Raw genomic sequence first — 23,996 nt, 5'->3', positions numbered from 1 at the left:
CGGGCGGTTCAGGACGGTGGGGCGGGGACGAACCGCAGCAGGTCGCCCGGCCGCACCTGGGCGAGCCGGTCGAGGTCGGCGGTGCGGACGACGGCGATGACGGGGTAGCCGCCGGAGGTGGGGTGGTCCGCGAGGAACACCACCGGCAGCCCGGAGGCGGGCACCTGCACGGCGCCGGCGACGGTGCCCTCGCTGGGCAGCTCCTCGGTGCGGGTGCGCGCGAGGCGCTCGCCGTCCAGGCGCAGCCCGACCCGGTTGGACCGGTCGGTCACCGCCCAGCGCTGCCGGCACAGCGAGGCCAGGGCGTCGGACGCGAACCAGTCCTGCCGCGGACCGGGGACGACGGCGACCGTCACAGGCCCGTCGGGCCACGCCGGCGCGGGGTCCGGCGCCGCGACGACGGCGCCCGGGTGCGGCGCCCCGACCGGCAGCACCGCGCCGGCCTCGAGCGGGGCCGGACCCAGCCCGGACATCGTGTCGGTCGCGCGGCTGCCCAGGACCGGGGCGACGTCGAGGCCGCCGCGCACGGCGACGTAGGCGCGCAGCCCGGCGCGCGGGGGGCCGAGGGCGAGGACCTCCCCGTCGCGCAGCGCGAACGGGGCGTCGGTGGGCGGGCGGCGCGCGCCGTCGTCGCCCTCGACGCTCAGCGCGGCCGGCGCCCCGGTGACGGCGAGCACCTGCTCGCCGTCGGCCCGCAGCCGCAGCCCGCCCGGCACCGTCTCGAGGACCGCCGCGTCGCGGGGGTTGCCGACCAGCCGGTTGGCGCGCACGGCCGCCCCCCGGTCGACCGCGCCGGAGGGGCACACGCCCAGGTCGAGGTAGCCCGGGCGGCCGAGGTCCTCGACGAGGCTCTGCAGCCCCGGGGCCTCCACGACGAGGGCGCCGCCGGCGGGGGCGTCGGCCACGGCATCGGGGGGCGTGGAGCGGGCGCGCGGGGCTCCCGTGGGCGCGTCGTCGGGCGTCGCGTCCGGTCCCGCCGTCGCGGCGGAACCCGGCGCGGCGACGACCTCCCGCACGGCCCGGTGACGCACCCGGGTGCCCGGCCGGACCAGCGCCGGCTCGGGGCGGGCGAGGTCCCACATGCGCTCCCCGGTGCGGCCGATGAGCTGCCAGCCGCCGGGGGACTCGCGCGGGTAGACGGCGGAGAACCCGCCGGCGAGGGCGACCGCCCCAGCCGGCACGGCGGTGCGCGGGGTGTCCCGGCGGGGCACGTCCAGGTCGTGGTTCTCCCCGACGAGGTAGGCGAACCCGGGGGCGAAGCCCCCGAAGGCGGCCGTCCACACCTGCCCGGTGTGCGCCCGCACCACCCCCTCCGGGCTCAGCCCGGTCAGCTCGGCCACCGCGGCGAGGTCCTCGCCGTCGTACACCGTGTCCAGCTCGACGAGCGGGCCCTCCCGGGTGCCGCCGGGCTCCGCGGCCACCTCGGCGACGTCCCGGGCCAGCCGCGCCACCGCGGAGGGGGTCGCGGCCACGACCATGACGGTGCGCGCGGCGGCCAGGACGTCGCGCTGGCCCGGCAGCGGGGTGCGCTGCAGGGTGGCGTGCAGGTCGATGACCTCCTGGAGGTTCTCGCACTCGACGAGCACCGCCCGGTCCCCGACCGGGCGGACGTGGCGCCGGGGCGGGCCGGTCACAGGAAGCTCGTCACCGGCACGCCCGCGTCCTCCAGGGCGGCGCGCACGGCGGTGGCGATGGCGACGGCGCCGGGGGTGTCGCCGTGCACGCAGACGCTCTCGGCGTCGACGCCGATCGTCTGGCCGTCGAGGGTCTCCACCGTCGAGTCGGTGGCCATCTGGACCACCCGGGCGGCGACCGCTTCGGGGTCGTGGATGACCGAGCCCTCGAGCCGGCGGGAGACCAGCGAGCCGTCGGCGTTGTACGCCCGGTCGGCGAACGCCTCGACGACCGCGCGCAGCCCCGCCGCCTCGGCCTCGCGCTGGATGACGCTGCCCGGCAGCACGAGGATCGGCAGGGACTCGTCCACGGTGCGGATCGCCTCGACGACGGCGCGGGCCTGCTGCTCGTGCTTGGCGATGGTGTTGTACAGCGCGCCGTGGGGCTTGACGTAGCGCACGGTGGTCCCGGCGGCGGCGGCCATCGCCTGCAGCGCGCCGATCTGGTAGATGACGTCGTTGGTCAGCTCGGCGGGGGAGACGTCCATGAACCGCCGGCCGAACCCGGCCAGGTCCCGGTAGGACACGTGCGCCCCCACCGTGACGCCCTCCTGGGCGGCCGCCGCGCACGTCGCGCGGGCCACCACCGGGTCGCCGGCGTGGAAGCCGCAGGCCACGTTCGCGCTCGAGACGACGCGCATGATCGACTCGTCGTCGCCCATCGTCCAGGAGCCGAAGGACTCGCCGACGTCGCTGTTGAGGTCCATGGGCTCGATTCTCCGCCACCGGGCGGGCGTCCGTCCTGCGGGCGGGCCGGTGGGTAGCCTGGCGGCATGAGTGCCGAGCCCGCCCCCACCGCCTCGCCCGCCACCACCCGCCCGGAGGGGCCCGCGACGCCGCGCCCGGAGGACGAGGTGGTCGGCATCTGCCGGGACCTCATCCGCATCGACACCTCCAACTACGGCGACGGGTCGGGCCCGGGGGAGCGGGCGGCGGCCGAGCACGTCATGGGGCTGCTCACCGAGGTCGGCTGGGACCCCGAGCTGGTCGAGTCCGCGCCGGGCCGGGCCAGCGTGCTGCTGCGCATCCCCGGCACCGACCCGGACCGCGGGGCGCTGGTGGTGCACGGGCACACCGACGTCGTCCCCGCCGAGGCGGCCGACTGGTCGGTGGACCCCTTCGCCGGGCAGATCCGCGACGGCATGGTGTGGGGCCGCGGCGCCGTGGACATGAAGGACATGGACGCGATGATCCTCGCGCTCGTGCGCGACATGGGCCGCACCGGGTGGCGGCCGGCGCGCGACCTGGTCGTGGCGTTCCTCGCCGACGAGGAGGCCGGCGGCCACTTCGGCGCGCACTGGCTGGTCGACCACCGCCCGGAGGTCTTCGCCGGCGCCACGGAGGCGATCAGCGAGGTCGGCGGGTACTCCGTGGAGATCGACGGGCGGCGGGTGTACCTGCTCCAGACGGCGGAGAAGGGCCTGGCGTGGCTGCGGCTGCTGGCCGAGGGGACGGCGGGCCACGGCTCGCAGGTCAACGAGGACAACGCGGTGACCCGCCTGGCCGGCGCGATCCACCGCATCGGCGCGCACGCCTGGCCCATGCACCTGACCGGGACGGTGCGCCAGCTGCTGACCGGGGTGGCGGAGCTGACCGGCACCACCTTCGACCCGGAGGACCCAGAGGGCATCGCGCGGCTGGTCGACGCGCTCGGCCCGGCGAAGAAGTTCGTCGGCGCCACCCTGCGCACCGGTGCCAACCCCACCCAGCTGAACGCCGGGTACAAGGCCAACGTCATCCCCGGCGCCGCCAGCGGCGCCGTCGACCTGCGGCCGGTGCCGGGGGAGGAGGCCGCGGCCCGGGCGATGATCGCGGAGCTGGCCGGGCCGGGCGTGCGGATCGAGGCCCTGCACGAGGACGCCGGGATCGAGGCGCCGTTCGAGGGGCACCTCGTCGACGCGATGATCGCCGCGGTCGACGCGTTCGACCCCGGGGCGCAGGTGCTGCCCTACATGCTCTCGGCGGGCACCGACAACAAGGCGCTGGGCCGGCTGGGGATCACCGGCTACGGCTTCGTCCCGCTGCGCCTGCCGGCGGACATGGACTTCCCGGGCATGTTCCACGGCGTCGACGAGCGGGTGCCGATCGACGCGCTGCAGTTCGGCACCCGGGTGCTCGAGCGGCTGCTGCGCACCTGCTGAGCCCCCCGGCGCCGTGCCTCGCCTGCGCGCGGGCGCGGGTGCCGTCCTCCGCGCGCAACCACCCGCGCCCGGCGGACGTGCAGCCCCCGGGGTCAGAGGGTGCTGGCCACCTGCATCGCCTTGCGCCGCAGCCAGACCTTCCGGGCCCCGCCGACGTAGACACGCGTCCGGGCCAGCTCCCACCGGCCGTACTCGGCCTCGTCGGTGAGCAGCCGGCGCACGTCGCCGCGGTCCACCGACGCCGGGAGGGTGACGGTGCGGTACTCGTAGTACGTCGCGTTCCGGTTGCCCCGGCGCGACGCGAACGCGTGGTCCATGCTCGGCATCCCCATATGCTCCCTCCGGTCGTCCTCGGATGGTAGTCAGCAACACCTGTGTGGGAGGCGCTGTTCGCCGTCCGCGCAGGTCAGTGACGGGCTGTGCCACCCCTGGACGGGCGCTAGGCTCAGCGACATGGCTATCGACCCCCGTGCTGCGCTCGACCGACTCATCGCCGCGTTCGAGGCACACTACGACGCGGTCGCCGCGGCGCAGGACAGCGACGCCCCGGCCGTCGTGGCGGCGGCGAACACCCTCATGGACGCCTTCGACACCTACGACGACGCCCTGTTCACCGGCTTCGGGGTCGACACGCCGTTCGACATCTACTCCGACGAGGACGACGAGGAGTACGACGACGAGGACGGCGAGCTCGACGAGGACGACCTCGAGGAGTTCACCGACGAGGAGTAGTCCGGTCGGCTCGTCGACCCGGGCCAGCGCGGCCGGCTCGCGACCGGGCCCGGCGGGGTTCCCCGGTCAGAACCGCTCGGGGTAGCCCAGCTCCGGGCTCGTGACCTCGTCCAGCACCGCCCGGATGGGGTCGGGCAGCGCGAGGTCGCACGCGGCGAGCACCCCGCGCAGCTGACCGGCCGTGCGCGCGCCGGCGATCGCCGAGCACACCCCGGGGGCGTCGCGCACCCACGCGAGCGCGACCTCCAGCGGGGTGCGGCCCAGGCCCGACGCCGCGGTGGTGACCGCCTCGACCACGCCGTGCGCGTGGTCGTTGAGGTAGGGCTCGACGAAGCCACGAAGGTGCGGTGAGGCCGCCCGTGAGCTCGCCGGGACCGAGTGGCGGTACTTGCCCGTCAGCACCCCGCGCCCCAGCGGCGACCACGCCAGCACCCCGGCGCCCAGCGCCCGCGCGGCCGGTGCCAGCTCGCGCTCGATCCCGCGCTGCAGCAGCGAGTACTCCACCTCGACGGCGGCCAGCCCCGGCGCGCCCGGGCCCAGCGGGCCGCCGGCGGCCAGGAGCGTGGCGGCCTGCGCCGTCGTCCACGCCGGGAAGTTCGACAGGCCCACGTACCGGCACCGTCCGGTGCGGACGGCGTGCTCCAGGGCGCCGACGGTCTCCTCGATCGGGGTCGCCGGGTCCGGGGACTGCACCAGCCACAGGTCCAGGTGATCGGTGCCGAGGCGGGCCAGCGACGCGTCGAGGGTGTCGAGCAGGCTGCCGCGCGAGGCGTCGACGACGCCGCCGCCGTCGCCCGTGCGGCGGGTGCGCACCCCGGCCTTGGAGACCAGCACGACGTCGTCCCGGTCGACGGCGCTGGCCAGGAGGGCCCCGATGACCTCCTCGGCGGCGCCGTCGCCGTAGGTGGCGGCGGTGTCGACCAACGAGCCGCCGGCGTCGAGGAAGACCTCGAGCTGCTCGGCGGCCTCGTGCTCGTCGGTGTCCCGGCCCCACGTCATGGTGCCCAGCCCGACGTCGGAGACCGTCAGCCCTGTGCGACCGACCCTGCGCTGCTGCATGGGGTCACGGTATCGGCCGGGACCGGCAGTGTGGTGCCCGCGCCCGGCGCCGCGGCGGCCGGGCGACCGGGCGCGGTGCCTCGGCGGCGGCGCGGTGGCCGCGGGGCGCCCGGCGCGGTGGCCCGCGTGACCTGCGTGACCTGCGACACTTCCGTCACGACGGCCGGTCCGTCGCCAGAGCAGTGTCGTAGGGTGACCGACCGTGACATGGCTGGAAGCAGTGATCCTCGGGCTCGTGCAGGGCCTCACCGAGTTCCTCCCCATCTCCTCGAGCGCGCACCTGCGCATCGTCGGGGACCTCATGGGCGCCGACCCGGGGGCGGCGTTCACGGCCATCACCCAGATCGGCACCGAGGCGGCGGTCGTCCTGTACTTCCGCCGGGACATCGTCCGGATCATCAAGGCGTGGTTCGGGGCGCTGCCGGTGGGCCCGTGGAAGAACACCGTGCCGACCTCGAACCCCGACGCCCGCATGGGCTGGTTCGTCATCGTCGGCTCCGTGCCGATCGTCGTCCTCGGCGTCCTCTTCCAGAACGCCATCGACACCACCTTCCGCAACCTCTGGATCACCGTGGTGACCCTGTCGGTCTTCGCCGTCCTGCTCGGGATCGCCGACGCCACCTCCCGGCGCACCAAGCTGCTCGAGCACATGACGTGGCGCGACGCCGTGCTCTTCGGCTTCGCACAAGCGCTGGCGCTGATCCCCGGCGTCTCCCGCTCGGGCGGCACCATCACCGCCGGGCTGCTCATGGGCTACACCCGCGAGGCCGCGGCCCGGTACTCGTTCCTGCTGGCGATCCCGGCGGTGCTGGGCTCGGGCTTCTACAAGCTGTTCACCGACGGGCTCGAGGGCGGGGTGGACCCGGGGCCGACGCTGCTCGCCACCCTCGTGGCCTTCGTCGTCGGCTACGTCGTCATCATCTGGTTCCTCAAGCTGGTCTCCACCCGCAGTTACCTGCCGTTCGTGATCTACCGGCTCGCGCTGGCCGCGGTGGTCGTCGTCCTGCTGCTGACCGGGGTCGTCGAGGCGACGTCGGCGGTGGTGACGCCGGCCGGCTGAGCCGGGCTACATCCACCCCGAGCGCTTGAACAGCCGGCGCAGCACGAGGACGGCGACGACCAGCACCGCCAGGACCGCCGGGTAGCCGTAGGGCCAGCTCAGCTCGGGCATGTGCCGGAAGTTCATGCCGTACACGCCGGCCACCATGGTCGGCACCGCGATGAGCGCGGCCCAGGCGGCCATGCGACGCATGTCGGCGTTCTGGCGGACCTGTACCAGGGTGAGCTGGACGGTGAGCAGGTCGCCGAGGAGCCGGTCCTGTCCGTCCACCTGGTCGGCGGTGCGGCGCAGGGCCGCGGCGAGGCGGTGCAGGGTCCGCCGGGAGACCGTCCCCAGTGCCGGCGGGAGGTCCTCGTCGTCGAGGGCGCCGAGCCGGGTCACCATCGGCGTCAGCGCGCGGCGGGCCTCGGCGAGCTCGCGCTTGAGCCGGTAGATCACCTGCGCCGGGTCCGTCGAGCCCGCGCCGAAGACGGCCTGCTCGACCTTGGCGACGGCGTCGGCCAGGCCGATCTCGGCGTCGACCGCGCGCCGGCCCGCCACCGTCGCGGCCGCCGTCAGCACGCCGAGCGAGCCCTGGGTGGCGTCGCCGGGCAGCGCCTCCCCGACGTCGCGCACGACGTCGCCGTCCCGGCCGACGGTGATGGCCAGCCCCGGCACGCACAGGCACGCCAGGCGGTCGACCTCGACCTCGGCGGTCCCGGCCTCGAAGCGGAGCAGGCCCAGCGGGACGAGCACGCCGTCGGCGACCACGCCGGCGCCGCCGTGGTGGTCGCGCTGGTGGAGCAGGTGCGCGGCGAGGCCCGCCGGCAGGCCGCACACCTCGAGCAGGGCCGTCAGCTCGTCGGGGGCGTCGGGCGTCACGTGCACCCAAGTGAGGGTGCTGGTGCTGGTGCTGGTGCTGGTGGTGGTGCCGAGGGCGCGGCGCACCGCCTCCCGGTCCTCGTCGGAAGCCAGCGTGACCGGGGTGAGGTGCCGCCCGGCGGCCGAGGACCAGAGGAGCGCCATGGCCGCATTGTGCCGTCAGATGTCCCCGGCGCAGGGGACCCTCGCGCGCCGGTTAAGGTCGGGGGGTGCATGCCTGGACCTCGCCCGACATCCCCGCCCTTCCCGGACACGGTGCCCAGGTGCACCTGTATGACACCCTCGCCGGCGCCCCGGCCCCCACCCGGCCCGAGGGCCCCGCGACCCTGTACGTCTGCGGGATCACGCCCTACGACGCCACGCACCTCGGCCACGCCAACACCTATGTCGGCTTCGACCTGCTCGTGCGCGCCTGGCGCGACGCCGGGCGGGAGGTGCGGTACGTCCAGAACGTCACCGACGTCGACGACCCGCTGCTCGAGCGCGCCACGGAGAACGGCCAGGACTGGCGCGAGCTCGCCGACAGCCAGACGGACCTCTTCCGCTCGGACATGACGGCGCTGCGCGTGGTGGCGCCCGACCACTACGTCGGCGCCGTCGAGGCCATCCCCCTGGTCGTCGAGGCCGTGGAGCGCATGGTCGCCGAGGGCAGCGCCTACCGCGTGGCCCTGCCCGAGGGCGCCGGCGGGACGGAGCCGGAGCTCGGCGACGTCTACGCCGACCTCGCCGCCGACCCGCTCTTCGGCACCGGCGCCGGGCTCGAGCCGGAGCAGATGCGCCGGGTGTTCGCCGACAACGGCGGCGACCCCGACCGTCCCGGCAAGCACGAGCCGCTGGACCCGCTGCTGTGGCGGCGCACACGCCCGGGCGAGCCGGACTGGGACGGCGGGTCGCTCGGGCGGGGCCGGCCCGGCTGGCACATCGAGTGTGCATGCATCGCCTTGCACCATCTTGGCCCCGTGGTGGAGGTCCAGGGCGGGGGCCGCGACCTCGTCTTCCCGCACCACGAGATGAGCGAGTCGCACCTGCGGGTCCTGCAGCACACCCCCGCGCCCGTGCTGCTCCACGCGCACGGCGGGCTGGTGGCCTATGAGGGCGAGAAGATGAGCAAGTCCCGGGGCAACCTCGTGCTCGTCTCCGAGCTGGTGGCCGGGGGTGCTGACCCCATGGCGGTCCGGCTCGTGCTGCTGGCCCACCACTACCGCGACAGCTGGGAGTACACCGACGCCGACCTCGCGGCCGCCACCGAGCGGCTGGCCCGGTGGCGCCAGGCCATGACCGGGGACGGCGGCCCGGCGGCCGAGGACCTGCTCGCCGAGGTGCGCGCGGCCCTGGCGGACGACCTCGACGCCCCGACGGCGCTGGCGGCGATGGACCGGTGGGTCGACGCGGCCCTGGCGCCCGGTGCGGCGGACGTCGGCGGAGCGGAGCTCGCCCGGCGCACCGTCGACGCGCTGCTCGGCGTGGCCCTCTGACGACCCGGTAGGGCGGCGCCCCCGGTAGGGGCCGCCGTGCAGCAAGGGCGCGGGCCCGCGACAGACCCGCCCGCGGGCCCGGGGGAACGCGGGGGCCCGCGACAGGCCCGCCGGCCCGGGGGAACGCGGGCCCGCTACAGGCCCGCCGGCCCGGGGTCGCCCTTCTCGCCCTTGTCGCGGCGGATGTCGCGCCGGCGCAGGTACCGCTCGAACTCGCGGGCGATGGCCTCGCCGCTGGCCTCGGGCAGGTCGGCGGTGTCCTTGGCCTCCTCGAGCTGGTGGATGTACTCGGCCACCTCCGGGTCCTGCCCGGCCAGCTCGTCCACGCCGGCCTGCCAGGCGCGGGCGTCGTCGGGCAGCTCCCCGACCGGCAGCGGCTCACCGACGAGCTCTTCGAGGCGCAGCAGCAGGGCCAGGGTCGCCTTGGGCGAGGGCGGCTGCGCCACGTAGTGCGGAACCGCCGCCCACACGCTCAGCGTGTGCAGGTTCCGCTCGGCGGCCTGGTGCACGAGCACCCCGACGATGCCGGAGGGCCCCTCGTAGTCCGAGCCCTCCACCCCGAGCAGCGCCTGGACCTGCGCGTCGTTGGAGGTGGTCTGGACCGGGATGGGCCGCGAGTGGGGCACGTCCGCGAGCAGCGCGCCGATGCCGACGACGGTGCCCACGCCGAGCCCCTGGGCGACGTCGAGGATCTCCTCGCAGTAGGCGCGCCAGCGGAACGAGGGCTCGACGCCCTGGACGAGGACGATGGTGCGGCCGGTGACCGGGGTGCGGGCCACCGAGATGGTCGTGCTCGGCCAGGTCAGGGTGCGTCGGCCGTCCTCGTCGACGCCCACCTGGGGCCGGTTGACCTGGAAGTCGTGGTAGTCCTCGGGGTCCACGTCATGGACGACCTCGGCGTCCCAGGCCTCGGCGACGACCTCGAGCGCCTGCGTCGCGGCGCCGCCGGCGTCGTTCCAGCCCTCGAACGCGGCGAGCAGCAGGGCGGGCGGGACCTCCCGGTCGGCCGGCTCGGGGGCCGTGTCCGGGGCGGGGGTGCCGTCGTCGTGAGAGCTCGTCATGTGCCCACCCTAAAGCGCGTCTCTCAACCCGGGGTTGTGAGGCACCGCCCTTCTCGGGCGTCCGAGGTGCTGAGGCCGGGTGGCCGGTTCGGGGCCCGGTTCCCACGTCGTCCGGGCTGGTCTCACCCGCGCGGGTGCGCGGGCCAGAGCCGTGACGACGCCCCAGGCGGGCGGCGGCCCGGGGGCGCGAGGCCGCGCGGCGGCCGGGCGCCGGGCGACGCCGGGCGGGCCGGTAGCCTCGGGGGGTGCTGACCCCGCCCCTTCCCGCCGCCGTCCTGTGGGACATGGACGGCACCCTCGTCGACACCGAGCCGTACTGGATGGCCACGGAGACCGAGCTAGTCGTCCGCCACGGCGGCAGCTGGACGCACGAGCAGGCGCTGCAGCTCGTCGGCAACGACCTGCGCACCTCCGCGGCGATCATGAAGGCCCAGACCGGCCTGCCCGGCACGGAGGAGGAGATCGTCGCCGAGCTGCTCGACGGGGTGATCGCGCGGGTGCGGGCGCACGGCGCGCCGTGGCGGCCGGGGGCCCGCGAGCTGCTCGCCGCGCTCGGCGACGCCGGGGTGCCGTGCGCCCTGGTGACGATGTCGTGGACCTCGTTCGCCGACGCCGTCGTCTCCGCCGCACCCGCGGGCACGTTCGCCGAGGTCGTCACCGGCGACCAGGTGACCCGGGGCAAGCCGCACCCCGAGGCCTACCTCACCGCGGCCGAGCGCCTCGGGGTGGACCCGGCGGCGTGCGTGGCCGTCGAGGACTCGCCCACCGGCGTCACCGCGGCCCTGGCGTCCGGCGCCCGGACCATCGCCGTCCCGCTCATGCTGCCGGTGGAGCCGCGGCCGGGGCTGAGCCGGCTCGCCAGCCTCGCCGACGCCGACCTCGAGCTGCTCGCGCGCGTGGCGGCCGGCGAGGTCGTCGACGCGCTCGAGCCCGCCGCGCTGCGGTAGCCCGGCCACCGCCGGCGGGGCAGCCCGCCGCGCGTGGAGCGGGCGGGTCAGCCGGCCTGCACCGAGAGCAGGTGCGCCACGCCGTCCGCCGGCAGCTCCGGGACCACGCCGCCGAAGGCGGGGCAGTGCGCCTGGAAGCTGCACCAGTCGCACAGGCGGGAGGTCTTCGGCGCGAAGTCCCCGGTGCGGGCGGAGGCGGCGATGGTGCGCCACAGGTCGTCGAGCTCGCGCTCGAGGGCCACCAGCTCGACCTCCTGCGGGTCGTGCGCCAGGGTGCGCCCGTCCCCGAGGTAGACGAGCTGGAGCCGGGCGGGCACCACGCCATGCAGCCGCCACAGCATGAGCCCGTAGAACCGCATCTGGAACAGCGCGCTGTCGGCGAAGCGCGGCCGCGGCGACTTGCCGGTCTTGTAGTCGACGACGCGGACGGCACCGTTCGGGGCGACGTCGATCCGGTCGACGAAGCCGCGCAGCAGCACCCCCGACCGCAGCTCGGTCTCCACCAGCAGCTCACGCTCGGCCGGCTCCAGCCGCCGGGGGTTCTCCATCTGGAAGTACTGGGTGAGCAGGCTGCGGGCCTGGGCGAGCCAGCCGCCGAGGTCCTCGGGTCCGGTGAACATCGAGAGCACCTCGGGCCGGCGGGCCTGCAGCTCGGTCCACTGCGGGTCCAGCAGCCGGTGCGCCGAGTCCTCGGTGCGCTGCGCCGCCGGCAGGTCGAAGAGGTGCTCCAGGACGGCGTGCACCAGGGATCCCTTGACCGCGGCCGGGCTGGGCGGCTCGGGCAGCCGGTCGACGGTGCGGAAGCGGAACAGCAGCGGGCACTGCATGTAGTCCTTCGCCCGGGAGGGGGACAGCGCCGCCCGCCGCCGCGCCGGCGCCGCCGCGTCCGGGGTCGCCGCGTCCGGGGTCGCCGCGTCCGGCGCGGGCGTGTCCACGAGGGTCGCCGCGCGGGCGGCGTCCGGGGCGAGCGGCTGCGCATCTGCGGCGTCGGCGGTGAGGGTGGCGGCGGACTGATCGAGCATGCGTGCACCGTAACCGCCGCCGCCGACATCCCCGCGCACCGGCTGTGGACGGCGGCGCGGTGGGCGCGGGCCCGTAGGGTGGCAGGGTGACCAGCCCCACCGGACCGGCCCCCGCCCCTCGACCGGGCACGCGCACGCGTTCCGGGTGGGTGCTCGGCACCGTCGGCGGCACCCCCGTGGTGCTCGCGCCGTCCTGGCTGCTCATCGCCGCCGTCCTCGTGGCCCTGTACTTCCCGCTGGTGCGCCGCCTCGTCCCGCTGGCGTCGTGGGGCACCGTGGTGCTCACCACGCTGTCCTTCGTGGTCATGCTGTTCGTCTCGGTCCTGCTGCACGAGCTGGCCCACGGCCTGACCGCCCGGCGCTTCGGCGCCCCGCCGCGCGAGTACGTCCTGACCTTCTGGGGCGGGCACACCGCGTTCGACCGGGAGCTGGCCACCGCGGGCGCGTCGGCCCTCGTCTCGGCCGCGGGCCCCGCGGCCAACGCGGCCCTGGCCGGGCTGGCCTGGCTCGCCGTGCACACGGTCTCCGGCGGGCCCACCGTCATGCTCGTGCTGCTCGCGGCGCTGATCTCCAACGCGTTCGTGGCCGCCTTCAACCTCCTGCCCGGGCTGCCCCTCGACGGCGGGAAGGTCCTCGAGGCGCTCGTGTGGGCCCTGACCGGGGACCGCACCCGCGGCACCGTGATCGCCGCCTGGGGTGGGCGGCTCGTCGTCGTCGGCGTCGCCGTCTACTTCGTGCTCGTGCCGTTCGTCCAGGGCCGGCAGCCGTCGCTGACCACCGTCGTGTGGGTGGCGCTGCTCGGCTCCTTCCTGTGGACGGCCGCCGGCCAGTCGCTCCGCGCCGCCGGCGTCCAGCGGTCCGCCCGGAACCTGGACCTGCGGGCGCTGGCCACCCCGGCCCTGACGCTGCCCGCGTACGCCGGCCTGCCCGACCTGCACGCCGCGCTGGCCGGCCGCGGGGAGAGCGCGGTCGTCCTCCTCGACGCCGGCCGCCCGGTGGCCCTGCTCGACCCCGAGGCGCTGCGCCAGGTGCCGCCGGAGCTGCGGGCGACCACCCCGCTGACCGCGGTCTCCCGCGCCCTGGCGCCCCAGCAGCTCGTGCACGACCTGCGCGGCGCGGACGCCCTCGCCGCCGTCGCCCGCGCCCAGCACCACGGCCCGGTGGTGGTGCTGCTCGACGGCGACCAGGTGGCCGGGGTGGTCGAGGTCGCCCGGGTCGCGGGCTACCTCCAGCGCGCCGCGCGCTGAGCGCCGGGCCCCGGGGAGCCCCGTCCCCCGGGGTCCCGCGCGCCCGGCCCCCGACACCGGCGGGGCGGCCCGTAGACTCGGCCCACGTGACCGACGCGCGCACCACCACCTCGACCGACGACCTGCCCCACGGCCCGGCCCGGCGCCGCGGGCCCCTGCGCGCCGGGGAGCGGGTGCAGCTGACGGACTCCAAGGGCCGGCTGCACACGATCCTGCTCACCCACGACGGCTACTTCCAGAGCCAGCGCGGGTCCTTCCGGCACAGCGAGCTCATCGGCCGGCCCGAGGGCACCGTGCTCACCACGGCCACCGGCCACCAGCTCCTCGCGCTGCGCCCGCTGCTCAGCGACTACGTGCTCTCCATGCCCCGCGGCGCCACCGTCGTCTACCCCAAGGACGCCGGGCAGATCGTCCAGATGGGCGACATCTTCCCCGGCGCCCGGGTGGTCGAGGCCGGCGTGGGCTCCGGCGGGCTGACCATGAGCCTGCTCTCCGCCGTCGGCGAGCGCGGCCACCTGCTCTCGGTCGAGCGGCGCGAGGACTTCGCCGACATCGCCCGCGGCAACGTCGACTCCTGGTTCGGCGGCGCCCACCCCGCCTGGGACCTGCGGCTGGGTGACCTCGCCGACGTGCTGCCGGACGCCGTCGAGCCCGGCAGCGTCGACCGGGTGGTCCTCGACATGCTCGCCCCCTGGGAGAACCTCGACGTCGTCGCCGAGGCCCTCGTGCCCGGCGGGCTGCTGATCGCCTACGTGGCCACCACCACCCAGCTCAGCCGGTTCGCCGAGGACGCCCGCGCCACCGAGCGGTTCACCGAGCCGCAGGCCTGGGAGTCGATGGTGCGCACCTGGCACCTCGAGGGGCTCTCGGTGCGCCCGGACCACCGGATGATCGGGCACACCGGCTTCCTCGTCACCACCCGCCGCCTCGCCCCGCGCACCACCCCGCCGCAGCGGACCCGCCGCCCGGCCAAGGGCGCCTACTCCGCCGACGGCGAGTGGGCGCCGGAGGACCTCGGCGAGCGGACCATCTCCGACAAGAAGGTGCGGCGGGTGCGCCGGGACATCCACCGCCGCGCCGAGATCGAGCAGAGCGGGATGGCCTCGCAGCCCGGCGTGCGCCCGGAGGCCGGCGCGGACCTGCTGCGCCACCCCGAGGAGTAATCGCGCCCGGGATGCCCCGCAACGCCCCGGTTGGGGCGGCCGGTGCGGGCCGTCCCGCGGACGGCGCATCGCGGTGTCGGCGGCGGCCCCTACGCTGGAGGGGCTCGAGACAGGAAGGGACCGTCATGGCAGATGCGGACCGCTACAGCGAGGCCCGCGCGCGCGAGCTGGAGCAGCAGGCGATCTCCCTCGCCGGCAAGAACGAGCGCCTGGCGCAGGCGCTCGACGCCGCGCGCCAACGGCTGGTGCAGCTGCAGGACCAGCTCGACTCCATCTCCAAGCCGCCGGGCTCCTACGGCACGTTCGTCGCCGCGCACCTGGACGAGCGCGAGGCGGACGTGTTCGTCGCCGGGCGCAAGATGCGCCTGGCCGTCTCCGCCGCCGTCCCGCTCGGCGCGCTGCGCCCCGGCCAGGAGCTGCGCCTCAACGAGCAGCTCCTGATCATCGGCGCCGGGACGTTCGAGACCACCGGCGAGATCGTCACGGTCAAGGAGGTGCTCGACGGCGACCGCGTGCTGGTCCTGGCCCGAACCGACGACGAGCGCGTCATGCGCCTGGCCGGCCCGCTGCTGGCCACCCACGTGCGGGTGGGCGACGCGCTGACGGCGGACATGCGCACCGGGTTCGTCACCGAGCGGGTCGTGCGCTCGGAGGTCGAGGAGCTCCTCCTCGAGGAGGTCCCCGACACCGACTACTCCGACATCGGCGGCCTGGGCCCGCAGATCGAGCAGATCCGCGACACCGTCGAGCTGCCGTTCCTGCACCCCGAGCTCTACCGCGAGCACGGCCTCAAGCCGCCCAAGGGGGTGCTGCTCTACGGCCCGCCCGGGTGCGGCAAGACCCTCATCGCCAAGGCGGTGGCCACCTCCCTGGCCACCACCGCCACCCGGCGGCGCGCCGAGCGGGGCGCCGAGGCCGACACCGGTTCGCCGCGCAGCTACTTCCTCAACATCAAGGGCCCCGAGCTGCTCAACAAGTACGTCGGGGAGACCGAGCGGCAGATCCGGGTGATCTTCGCCCGCGCCCGGGAGAAGGCGGCCAAGGGCATCCCGGTCGTGATCTTCTTCGACGAGATGGAGTCCCTCTTCCGCACCCGCGGCACCGGGGTCTCCTCCGACGTCGAGACGACGATCGTGCCCCAGCTGCTCAGCGAGATCGACGGCGTGGAGAAGCTCGAGAACGTCATCGTCATCGGCGCGTCGAACCGCGAGGACATGATCGACCCGGCGATCCTGCGGCCCGGGCGGCTGGACGTGAAGATCAAGATCGAGCGGCCCGACGCCGACGGGGCGCGGGAGATCTTCGCGAAGTACCTCACGCCGGACCTGCCGCTGCACGCCGACGAGCTCGCCGCCCACCGCGAGGACCCGGCCGCCACCGTCGCGGCGATGATCGAGGCGGTGGTGGAGGCGCTGTACGCCACCGAGCCGCTGAACGAGTTCCTCGAGGTCACCTACGCCAGCGGCGACCGGGAGGTGCTGTACTTCAAGGACTTCGCGTCCGGGGCGATGATCGCCAACATCGTCGACCGGGCCAAGAAGCGGGCCATCAAGGACCTGCTGGCCACCGGCGGGCGCGGCCTGCGCACCGAGCACCTGCTCACCGCCCTGGCGGCGGAGATGCGCGAGAACGAGGACCTGCCCAACACCACCAACCCCGACGACTGGGCGCGGGTGAGCGGCAAGAAGGGCGAGCGGATCACCTACATCCGCACCCTCGCCGGCCGGGAGCCGGGGGAGGGCGGCCCGGAGGACGCCGGGGTCGCCGTCCCCGTCGTCGGCCCCGGCGCCGGGGAGGCGCCGGCGACGACGGTGGCCGGCGCCGCCGCGGCCGGGGCACGCGTGGGCGGGCGGGACGTGGACACCGTCACCCCCGCCGGCGGGTACCTGTGAGGGCGCGGGCATGAGCGTCCACCGCCCGATGGGCATCGAGACCGAGTACGGGATCATCGAGCCGGGCAACCCCGGCTCCAACCCGATGGTGCTGTCGGCCCACGTGGTCGCCGCCTACGCCGGGGCCCCCGGCAGCGCCGGCCGCGGCGGCCACGTGCGCTGGGACTACGCGGGCGAGGACCCGTTGGCCGACGCCCGCGGCTTCCGGCTCGACCGCGCCAGCGCCCACCCGTCCCAGCTCACCGACGACCCCGAGCACCCCGCCCCGTCCGAGGAGGACGCCCCGGCGCCGGAGGCGGCCCCGCCCGGCGGGGCCGGGCCGGGCGTGCGCACGACCACCCTGCGCCGGCCCACACCGGCCGAGCTGGCCCTGCCCACCGCCACCAACGCGGTGCTCACCAACGGGGCGCGGCTGTACGTCGACCACGCCCACCCGGAGTACTCCAGCCCCGAGGTCACCAACCCGCTGGACGCGGTGCGCTGGGACCGCGCCGGCGAGCTGGTCATGCGCGGCGCCATGGACGCCCTGCGCCACTCGCCGGGCATGCCCGAGGTCGTCGTGTACAAGAACAACGTCGACGGCAAGGGCGCCGCCTACGGCACCCACGAGAACTACCTGGTCAGCCGCGAGGTCAACTTCGGCGACATCATCCGCTACCTCACCCCGTTCTTCGTCACCCGGCCGATCTTCTGCGGCGCGGGCCGGGTGGGGCTGGGCCAGCGCAGCGAGCGGGCCGGGTACCAGATCTCCCAACGCGCCGACTACGTGGAGAACGACGTCGGCCTGGAGACGACGTTCAACCGGCCCATCATCAACACCCGCGACGAGCCGCACGCCGACGCCGGCCGGTTCCGGCGGCTGCACGTCATCGGCGGGGACGCCAACCTCATGGATGTCTCCACCTATCTCAAGATGGGCACGACGTCCCTGGTGCTGTGGCTGCTCGAGCAGGGCGCGGTGCCCCTCGAGCTCGACGCGCTCATGCTCGCCAACCCGGTGGGGGAGACCTGGGAGGTCAGCCACGACCTCACCCTCACCCACCGCCTCACGCTCGCCGACGGGCGGGAGCTGACCGCCCTGGAGATCCAGCGGGTCTACCTGCACGTGGTCGCCGACGCCCTCGCCCAGGCCGGACGCACCGACCAGGCCACCCGCGACGTCGTCGAGCGGTGGGCCGGCGTGCTCGACCGGCTCGCCAGCGACCCCGCCGGCGCCGCCGCCGAGGTGGAGTGGGTCGCCAAGCTCGAGCTCCTCGACGGCATGCGCCGGCGTGGCGGCCTGCCCTGGGACCACCCCAAGCTCGCCGCGCTGGACCTGCAGTGGTCCGACCTGCGCCCGGAGCGGTCGATCTTCAACCGGCTCGTCGCCGCCGGCCGGGTCGAGCGCCTGGTCCCCGACCCCGAGGTGGCGGCGGCCGAGCACACCCCGCCGGCCGACACCCGGGCCTGGTTCCGCGGCCAGGTGGTGGCCCGCTACCCCGGCCAGGTGGCCGGGGCGAGCTGGGAGTCGGTCGTCCTCGACCTGCCCGGCCACGAACACCTCGTCCGGGTGCCGATGACCGACCCGCTGCGCGGCACCCGCCACCACGTCGGCGCGCTGCTCGAGCGCGCCGGCACCGCCGCCGAGCTGCTCGAGGCGCTGACCGCCGGACGACCCGGTCACCCCGGGCGCGGCTGACCGTAGGATCGAAGCAAGAGGAGGGAGCACCGTCATGCCACAGCAGGAGCAGCGCCACACCACCCGCCGCGACGACCCGGGGATCGAGCCGGACCCGCCGATCGCCGTCGCCGCGCAGGCCCGCACCCAGCAGGTCGACGACCTGCTCGACGAGATCGACTCCGTGCTCGAGGCCAACGCCGAGACCTTCGTCCAGGGCTTCGTGCAGAAGGGCGGCCAGTGACCGCCAGGCGCATCTTCGGCGTCGAGACCGAGTACGGCATCACCTGCGCCGCGCCGCCCCCGGCGGCCGGCGCAGCGCCGCACCCCCCGGTCAGCGCCGACGACGCCGCCCGGTACCTGTTCCGCAAGGTCGTCCAGTGGGGCCGGTCCTCGAACGTGTTCCTGCGCAACGGGGCCCGGCTCTACCTCGACGTCGGCTCGCACCCGGAGTACGCCACCGCCGAGTGCGACGACGTGCGCCAGCTGGTCGCCAACGACCGCGCCGGCGAGGCGATCCTCGACCGCATGGTGGAGGAGGCCAACGCCCTGCTCGAGCAGGAGGGGGTGGCCGGCACCATCCACCTGTTCAAGAACAACCTCGACTCCGCCGGCAACTCCTTCGGCTGCCACGAGAACTACCTCGTGCGGCGGCGCCGCGACTTCCAGGCCATGGGCGACGCCCTCGTGCCGTTCTTCATCACCCGCCAGATCCTCACCGGCGCCGGGCACCTGCGCCCCCGTGCCGGGGGCGGGGCGACCTACGCCTTCTCCCAGCGCGCGGACCAGATGTGGGACGCGATGAGCTCGGCGACCACCCGCTCGCGGCCCATCATCAACACCCGCGACGAGCCGCACGGCGACGCCGACCTCTACCGCCGCATGCACGTCATCGTCGGCGACTCGTCGGTGGCCGAGACGACGACGATGCTCAAGGTCGGCATGACCGACCTGCTCCTCGGCATGCTCGAGGACGGCGTGCGGGTGCGCGACCTCGCCCTCGCCGAGCCGATGCGCGCCATCCGTGAGATCTCCCACGACACCACCGCCACCCTCCCCGTCGAGCTGACCAGCGGCCGGCGGATGAGCGCCCTGGCCATCCAGGAGGAGTTCCTCGCCCGGGTGACCGGCTACCTCGACGCCGAGGGGCTGACCGCGGAGCTCACCGCCGTCCAGCGCCGGGTGCTGGAGCTGTGGGAGCGGGGGCTGCGGGCGCTGCGCGAGCAGGACCCCACCCTGGTGGACACCGAGCTGGACTGGGCGATCAAGGGCCGGCTCATCGAGCGCTACCGCGCCCGCCACACCCTCGCCCTGGACGACCCGCGCGTGGCGCGTCTCTCCCTGGCCTACCACGACATCTCGCCCACCCGGGGCCTGGCCACCAGCCTCGCCCGCCGCGGGCTCATGGCCCGGCTCACCACCGACGAGGAGGTCGCGGCCGCCGTCGAGACCCCACCGGCCACCACCCGGGCGCGGCTGCGCGGGGAGTTCGTCGCCCGCGCCCAGGAGCGCCGCCGCGACGTCACAGTGGACTGGGTCCACCTGAAGATCAACGACGCCGCCCAGCGCACCGTGGTGCTCAAGGACCCCTTCGCCCCCGTCGACGAGCGGGTCGACGCCCTCATGGCGGCCCTGCAGCGCTGAGCCCGGCGGCCGCGGCGGTGCGCGACCGCCCGACGCGCCCGTGGCGCCGGACACCCGGGCCGGACGCCCGGGCCGGACGCCCGGGCCGGACGCCCGGGCCGGACGCCCGGGCCGGACACCCGGGCCGGACGCCCGGGCCGGACGCCGCCGGCGGCGACGTAGGCTGCCTTGCGTGAAGCGTTCATCGACCCGGGCCGTGCGGGCCCCGCGCGTCCTCGCGGCGTGGCTCGCCGCGGTGCTGGCCCTGGTCCTGCTCGGCGCGTGCACGCCGGGGAACAAGAAGGCCCAGGGGGACACGACCCCGGAGGTGAGCGTCACGGGGACGTTCGGCTCCATCCCCGTGGTGACCTTCCGCCCGCCGCTGCCGCTGACCGAGTCCTCGGTCGAGACCCTCATCGAGGGCGACGGGCGCGAGCTCGCCGACGGCGGGCCGGTGGTGCTCACCCTCACCGCCTACGACGGCGCCGACGGCGAGCTGGTCGACAACCGCCAGGTCGGCGAGGTGCGCACCCTCATGCTCACCAAGGAGGACGTGGGGGAGGACCTCTACCCCGTCCTCGTCGGCGCCCGGGAGGGCAGCCGACTGCTCGTGCGCCAGCCGGTGCACGAGAAGGGCACCGACCGGATGCTCGTGCTCGTCATCGACGTGCGCTACACCCGGGCCCGCGGCGAGCCGGTCACCCCGGCCGAGGGGCTGCCCGCCGTCGAGGTGGCCGAGGACGGCACGCCGTCGATCACCGTGCCGCAGGCCGACCCGCCCGGCGAGCTCGTCGTCCAGCCGCTGATCCGCGGCGACGGCGCGCAGGTGCGCCCCGGGCAGGACGTCACCGTCCAGTACACCGGGGTGGCGTGGGAGTCCGGCGAGCCGTACGACTCCACCTGGGCGGCGGGCAAGGTGCCGCGCACCCTCAAGCTCGACGAGACGATCCCCGGGCTGCGCGACGGGCTGCTCGACCAGACCGTCGGCTCCCAGGTGCTGCTCGTCATCCCGCCCGCGCAGGCCCGCGGCACCGACACCCTCGTGCTCGTCGTCGACATCCTCGCCGTCTCCGGCGGGCAGGACGCCTCGGTGGTGCCGCCCGCGACGAGCGGCTCCGGGCAGGACTGACCTGCCGGGGCGCGGGTCCGCGCGGAAACCGTCCGGCCGACCGTTCCGCGCGTGATGGCGTCGGGGCGCGACCGTGAGGGTCGTGGACGCAGCGAGGCGCGCGGCCCCGCGACCATGTAGCGGCCGCGGGGCCGCGCGCCGGCGACTGCGCGTCAGAGTCGGCGACTGCAGATCAGAACGGCGGTGATGCGCTCTGGCCTGGCGGGATCTCGAGGTCCCAGAGGGCGGGTGGGGCACCGGTCGTGGGCTCCGTCCCCGGGCCGTCAAGGTGCCACGTCGGCGACGGAACCGGTGGAGCCCCCGGTGGAGCCCCCGGTTGTGGTCCCGGTGGAGCCCCCGGTGGAGCCCCCGGTTGTGGTCCCGGTGGAGCCCCCGGTTGTGGTCCCGGTGGAGCCCCCGGTTGTGGTCCCGGTGGAGCCGCCGGTTGTGGTGGAGCCGCCGGTTGTGGTCCCGGTGGTGAGCCGGATTGCGGCAGCCCGGGCCCTGGGCGACTCTCCCGCACGCCGTTCGTCCCCGCGGCGGACGTCGCCACGGGGGCGTCCGCCGTGGTCGAGGGCCCGGCGGTCGGGGCCCCGCGCCGGGCTTGCGAGAGATCGGGCGGCCAGGAGGCGACGAGCGGGTCATGGCAGGTGGTGCGCGCCGGCGTCAGGGCGTCGTCGGTGGCCGGCATCGTCGCGGGACGGCCCCGGCCAGGCCCCGGTGGTCGGGTCGTGGTTCCCAGGTGGCGCCCGTCCCGATAGTGAAAGTCGAAGCCGCTGGCGAGGATCGTGATGCGGATGTGCTCCTCATGGACCCGGTGGTGGTGATACACGCACAGGGTGCACCCGTTGCACAGCGAGGTCGGGCCGCCGTCGGCGAAGAACCACACGTGGTGCACCTCGCACCACCCGGCGCGGATCGCGCATCCCGGCCACTGGCAGTGCCGATCACGGGTGGTCACGGCGCGGCGCATCTCACGGTTGTACAGCCGCTCGGTGCGACCGACGTCGAGCGGGACCGAGGCGGCGTCCATCACGATCCGAGTCGCCTCGCAGTCGCACAGGGTCCGCTCGAGCTCGGTCCCGGGAACTAGCGAGCCGTCCTCCAGCTCGGCAGGCGGCACATTGGGCAGGGGCGGCAGGTCGTCGAGGACCACGCGCCGCGGCGGTCGGCAGGCGCGGTCGTCCGCCCCGAGCATCCCCTCAGCTCCGAGCGTCCCCTCCGCCAGGGGCAGACCGTCTGCGTCGAGGACGAATGTCCCACCCTGCCAGCCGGCGGCAGCATCGACCGCGCGCTGGTCGGCCGCCTCGATGGCCTGCCGACGGCGCAGCGTCGCGTCCCACGTCTCCTCGGTGACGATCAACGCGAGGTGTGGCCGGATCTGTGCACCGTTCCGGTCGGCGCCGACCTGCAGCACCCGAGACGCCATGGTGACGAGCGCGTCCGCTCGCCGCTGTTCACGGGTGCGGTCGTCGTCCTTGGCCGGCTTTCCCACGATGGCGTCCAGAGCGGTCTCGACGATGGTCCCGCCGATGTCGTCGAGGAACCACTGCCCGGCTCTACCGCCGGCCGAACGGTGGGTCGAGACCGCGCGCCGGCGCCACACGGCGCTGTAGCTCTCCTGGGCGGCCTGGGCGTCGATCGCGGCCGCGACCTTCTTGGCCTCCCGGGCGAGCTCCGGGGCGCTGAGGTTCTTGGCCTTCTCGAGGAGATTGCCGGCGGCGCCGCTCTCGAGGGCGGCCTTGACCTCTTCGGACGCCGTGGCGCGCAGCCGGGTCAGTGCCCGCGCGTGCTCGATCGTGAGGTCACCGCCAGCCACGGCATCGGCGACGTCGGGCATGGCCTGCAAGCCTTCGGCGATCTGAAGCTCACCGACCGCCGGTCCGCGGCCGGAGCCGGTGGACCGGGAGCGCCAGTCGGCAAACTCCCTGTCGAGCGCGGTGCCCCACCTGCCGTCCTCCTTGTGGGCGAGGAGTATCTGGCCTCGGTACAGCGTCAGAGACTGGATCGCCGAGTCCAGACCCGAGATGACGGCCTCGCGCTCGCGCTGCTCCCACTCGATAGCGGCAGGGCCGGGCGCGCCCTTCGTCAGGCCGTCAACGGCCACACCGAGGGTCTCCAACAGGCGAACTGGTGACATGGCGCGGGTGCGGCGCTGACCGCCACGTGGATCCGACACACGGGCGGGGGTGGTCGCGGGGCCGTCCTGCCCCACACGCCGCGCGGTGGGATCGTCGGCCTGCTGTGCGGTCATTGCTCCCACCCCCCCTCAGATCCGCGTCGAACTGATGTGCTAAACGCTAGCCGACCCCGCCGACACGCGTCGGGGAGCGCGTCCCTGCTGTGGAAAAGTGCGGCGGATGCGTCGGCGGTGTCGGACGCCGGGGGGCGAGGGCGGGCGGACCGCCGCCGCCGTCGTTCCCGACGTCGAGTTCCCCGAGTGGGTCCGCCAGGTCGCCCTGCAGGGCGCCGACCTGCTCGCCGTCCCGGTGAACTGGCTGCTGTACCCGCGGCCGGACGCCGAGCGACCGGAGGGGATCACAGCCTGGGGCGGCGTCGCCCCCCGCCAGGTCGGCCCGGCGCGCCGCCGTTATCCGGTTCGAACCACGAGGTCGGCGGCCGCGCGCACGTCGCGCGCCTCGAGCAACGCCTGCTCCTGGGCCTCCCACGCCGCCCACAGGTGCGTCCAGCTGCTCGCGTCCCGGGCCATCGCCCGGCGGCGCCGCACCGCCTCGGGCGCCTCGAGCCACACCAGCCGGTGGACGAACGGGGCGCACGCCGCGGAGCCGGCGCCGCAGCCCTCGACGACCAGCACGCGCGGCATCGGCGCGCCGGGGGCGGGCACGACGAGATCGCCGTCGAGGGTGCCGGTCACCCAGTCGTAGCGGGTCACTGCGCCCGGGTGGCCCTGCGCCAGCGGCGCGAGCACCCCGGCGGTCACCGCCTCGACCCCCGCGGCGAGGCCGTGCCAACCGCGGTAGGCCTCCTCGAGGGCCAGCCCGGCGACGGCGTCGTCGCCCAGGCGGGCGCGCAGCAGCGGCAGGACCGCCGCGGCAAGGTCGGACTTCCCCGAGCCGGAGCGCCCGTCGATGCCGAGCACGAACGGCCCCGGGCCGCGGTGGCCGGGCAGCGCGTCGAGCACCAGGCGGGCCACCGCCGCCGCGGCCTCGGAGGGCGCGGCCGGGCGGCCGCCGGCGGCCGGTGTGGGGGCGGTCATGACGCCCGACGCTACCGGGCGGCTAACCTCGCTCCTGTCGGCAATTCCCGCCCGGGAC

At 75.5% G+C, this 23,996-nt stretch carries 20 protein-coding genes and 1 pseudogene; 12 read left to right on the top strand and 9 right to left on the bottom strand.

Annotated elements, in window-relative coordinates:
• Window positions 1–8: 8 nt before the first annotated feature.
• Both GD880_RS17740 and GD880_RS17735 read right to left on the bottom strand, forming a co-directional pair.
• Window positions 9–1,634 carry a 5-oxoprolinase subunit B/C family protein gene (locus GD880_RS17740; RefSeq protein ID WP_152232940.1) on the bottom strand — a complete coding sequence of 542 codons (1,626 nt, stop codon included), beginning with the start codon at window positions 1,632–1,634 and terminating at the stop codon, window positions 9–11.
• The gene (locus GD880_RS17735; RefSeq protein WP_152232939.1) at window positions 1,631–2,380 is read right to left on the bottom strand and encodes a LamB/YcsF family protein; all 750 of its coding nucleotides are present in this window, start codon (window positions 2,378–2,380) and stop codon (window positions 1,631–1,633) included. The genes GD880_RS17740 and GD880_RS17735 overlap by 4 nt, the downstream gene beginning before the upstream one ends.
• A 66-nt stretch (window positions 2,381–2,446) precedes the next feature.
• Between GD880_RS17735 and GD880_RS17730 the strand changes: the two genes are divergently transcribed.
• A complete protein-coding gene (locus GD880_RS17730) occupies window positions 2,447–3,814 on the top strand; it encodes a M20/M25/M40 family metallo-hydrolase (RefSeq protein WP_152232938.1) in 1,368 nt (455 codons plus the stop codon).
• 92 nt (window positions 3,815–3,906) lie between these two features.
• Here the strand turns inward: GD880_RS17730 and GD880_RS17725 are convergent, their stop codons facing one another.
• A complete protein-coding gene (locus tag GD880_RS17725) occupies window positions 3,907–4,131 on the bottom strand; it encodes a DUF5703 family protein (protein ID WP_152232937.1) in 225 nt (74 codons plus the stop codon).
• A gap of 136 nt (window positions 4,132–4,267) precedes the next feature.
• On the opposite strand from GD880_RS17725, the gene GD880_RS17720 reads away from it, so the two are divergent.
• Entirely contained in the window at window positions 4,268–4,546 is a 279-nt protein-coding gene (locus GD880_RS17720; protein ID WP_152232936.1) for a DNA primase, read from the top strand.
• 66 nt (window positions 4,547–4,612) lie between these two features.
• On the opposite strand, the gene GD880_RS17715 is transcribed toward GD880_RS17720, so the two are convergent.
• On the bottom strand, window positions 4,613–5,605 hold the full coding sequence (locus GD880_RS17715; protein ID WP_152232935.1) for an aldo/keto reductase: 993 nt from the start codon (window positions 5,603–5,605) through the stop codon (window positions 4,613–4,615).
• A gap of 202 nt (window positions 5,606–5,807) precedes the next feature.
• On the opposite strand from GD880_RS17715, the gene GD880_RS17710 reads away from it, so the two are divergent.
• Window positions 5,808–6,665, top strand: coding sequence for an undecaprenyl-diphosphate phosphatase (locus GD880_RS17710; protein ID WP_152232934.1), 858 nt, complete (start codon window positions 5,808–5,810; stop codon window positions 6,663–6,665).
• A 6-nt stretch (window positions 6,666–6,671) separates the two neighbouring features.
• Here GD880_RS17710 and GD880_RS17705 read toward each other — a convergent pair whose 3' ends face one another.
• Complete coding sequence (locus GD880_RS17705; RefSeq protein ID WP_152232933.1) at window positions 6,672–7,670, bottom strand: CorA family divalent cation transporter; 999 nt, start codon at window positions 7,668–7,670, stop codon at window positions 6,672–6,674.
• Between the two features lie 65 nt (window positions 7,671–7,735).
• Here GD880_RS17705 and mshC point away from each other — a divergent pair, with 65 nt between their 5' ends.
• A complete protein-coding gene (mshC, locus tag GD880_RS17700; RefSeq protein ID WP_152232932.1) occupies window positions 7,736–9,001 on the top strand; it encodes a cysteine--1-D-myo-inosityl 2-amino-2-deoxy-alpha-D-glucopyranoside ligase in 1,266 nt (421 codons plus the stop codon).
• Between the two features lie 134 nt (window positions 9,002–9,135).
• On the opposite strand, the gene GD880_RS17695 is transcribed toward mshC, so the two are convergent.
• Complete coding sequence (locus GD880_RS17695; RefSeq protein WP_152232931.1) at window positions 9,136–10,062, bottom strand: PAC2 family protein; 927 nt, start codon at window positions 10,060–10,062, stop codon at window positions 9,136–9,138.
• A gap of 245 nt (window positions 10,063–10,307) precedes the next feature.
• On the opposite strand from GD880_RS17695, the gene GD880_RS17690 reads away from it, so the two are divergent.
• On the top strand, window positions 10,308–11,009 hold the full coding sequence (locus tag GD880_RS17690; protein WP_264372299.1) for an HAD family hydrolase: 702 nt from the start codon (window positions 10,308–10,310) through the stop codon (window positions 11,007–11,009).
• 47 nt (window positions 11,010–11,056) lie between these two features.
• Here the strand turns inward: GD880_RS17690 and GD880_RS17685 are convergent, their stop codons facing one another.
• Window positions 11,057–12,031: a RecB family exonuclease gene (locus GD880_RS17685; protein WP_193314592.1), complete on the bottom strand. Its 975-nt coding sequence runs from the start codon at window positions 12,029–12,031 to the stop codon at window positions 11,057–11,059.
• Window positions 12,032–12,117: 86 nt separating this feature from the next.
• Between GD880_RS17685 and GD880_RS17680 the strand changes: the two genes are divergently transcribed.
• The 7 genes and pseudogenes from GD880_RS17680 (at window position 12,118) to GD880_RS17650 (ending at window position 20,742) form a co-directional block, all read left to right on the top strand.
• Window positions 12,118–13,278: a site-2 protease family protein gene (locus GD880_RS17680; protein ID WP_152232930.1), complete on the top strand. Its 1,161-nt coding sequence runs from the start codon at window positions 12,118–12,120 to the stop codon at window positions 13,276–13,278.
• An 86-nt stretch (window positions 13,279–13,364) separates the two neighbouring features.
• Window positions 13,365–14,441, top strand: a complete 1,077-nt coding sequence (locus tag GD880_RS17675; RefSeq protein WP_226909790.1) for a tRNA (adenine-N1)-methyltransferase — start codon at window positions 13,365–13,367, stop codon at window positions 14,439–14,441.
• 11 nt (window positions 14,442–14,452) lie between these two features.
• Window positions 14,453–16,186 (top strand): annotated as a pseudogene (gene arc, locus GD880_RS17670) (proteasome ATPase); the annotation flags it as partial.
• Window positions 16,187–16,343: 157 nt separating this feature from the next.
• Complete coding sequence (gene dop / locus GD880_RS17665) at window positions 16,344–18,011, top strand: depupylase/deamidase Dop (protein WP_152232928.1); 1,668 nt, start codon at window positions 16,344–16,346, stop codon at window positions 18,009–18,011.
• 34 nt (window positions 18,012–18,045) lie between these two features.
• Window positions 18,046–18,234 (top strand): ubiquitin-like protein Pup, encoded by a 189-nt coding sequence (locus tag GD880_RS17660; protein WP_152232927.1) that lies wholly within the window; start codon window positions 18,046–18,048, stop codon window positions 18,232–18,234.
• Window positions 18,231–19,634, top strand: a complete 1,404-nt coding sequence (pafA, locus tag GD880_RS17655) for a Pup--protein ligase (RefSeq protein ID WP_152232926.1) — start codon at window positions 18,231–18,233, stop codon at window positions 19,632–19,634. Before GD880_RS17660 ends, pafA begins: the two co-directional genes overlap by 4 nt.
• A gap of 172 nt (window positions 19,635–19,806) precedes the next feature.
• Entirely contained in the window at window positions 19,807–20,742 is a 936-nt protein-coding gene (locus GD880_RS17650) for an FKBP-type peptidyl-prolyl cis-trans isomerase (protein ID WP_152232925.1), read from the top strand.
• A gap of 172 nt (window positions 20,743–20,914) precedes the next feature.
• Here GD880_RS17650 and GD880_RS20495 read toward each other — a convergent pair whose 3' ends face one another.
• Complete coding sequence (locus tag GD880_RS20495; RefSeq protein ID WP_193314591.1) at window positions 20,915–22,828, bottom strand: HNH endonuclease; 1,914 nt, start codon at window positions 22,826–22,828, stop codon at window positions 20,915–20,917.
• 483 nt (window positions 22,829–23,311) lie between these two features.
• Window positions 23,312–23,938, bottom strand: coding sequence for a nucleoside/nucleotide kinase family protein (locus GD880_RS20490; protein WP_193314590.1), 627 nt, complete (start codon window positions 23,936–23,938; stop codon window positions 23,312–23,314).
• Between the last annotated feature and the right edge of the window lie 58 nt (window positions 23,939–23,996).

This window comes from Georgenia ruanii, from assembly GCF_009193175.1.
GTDB classification, from domain to species: Bacteria; Actinomycetota; Actinomycetes; order Actinomycetales; family Actinomycetaceae; genus Georgenia; species Georgenia ruanii.
This window is presented reverse-complemented; position numbering and strand designations above follow the sequence as displayed.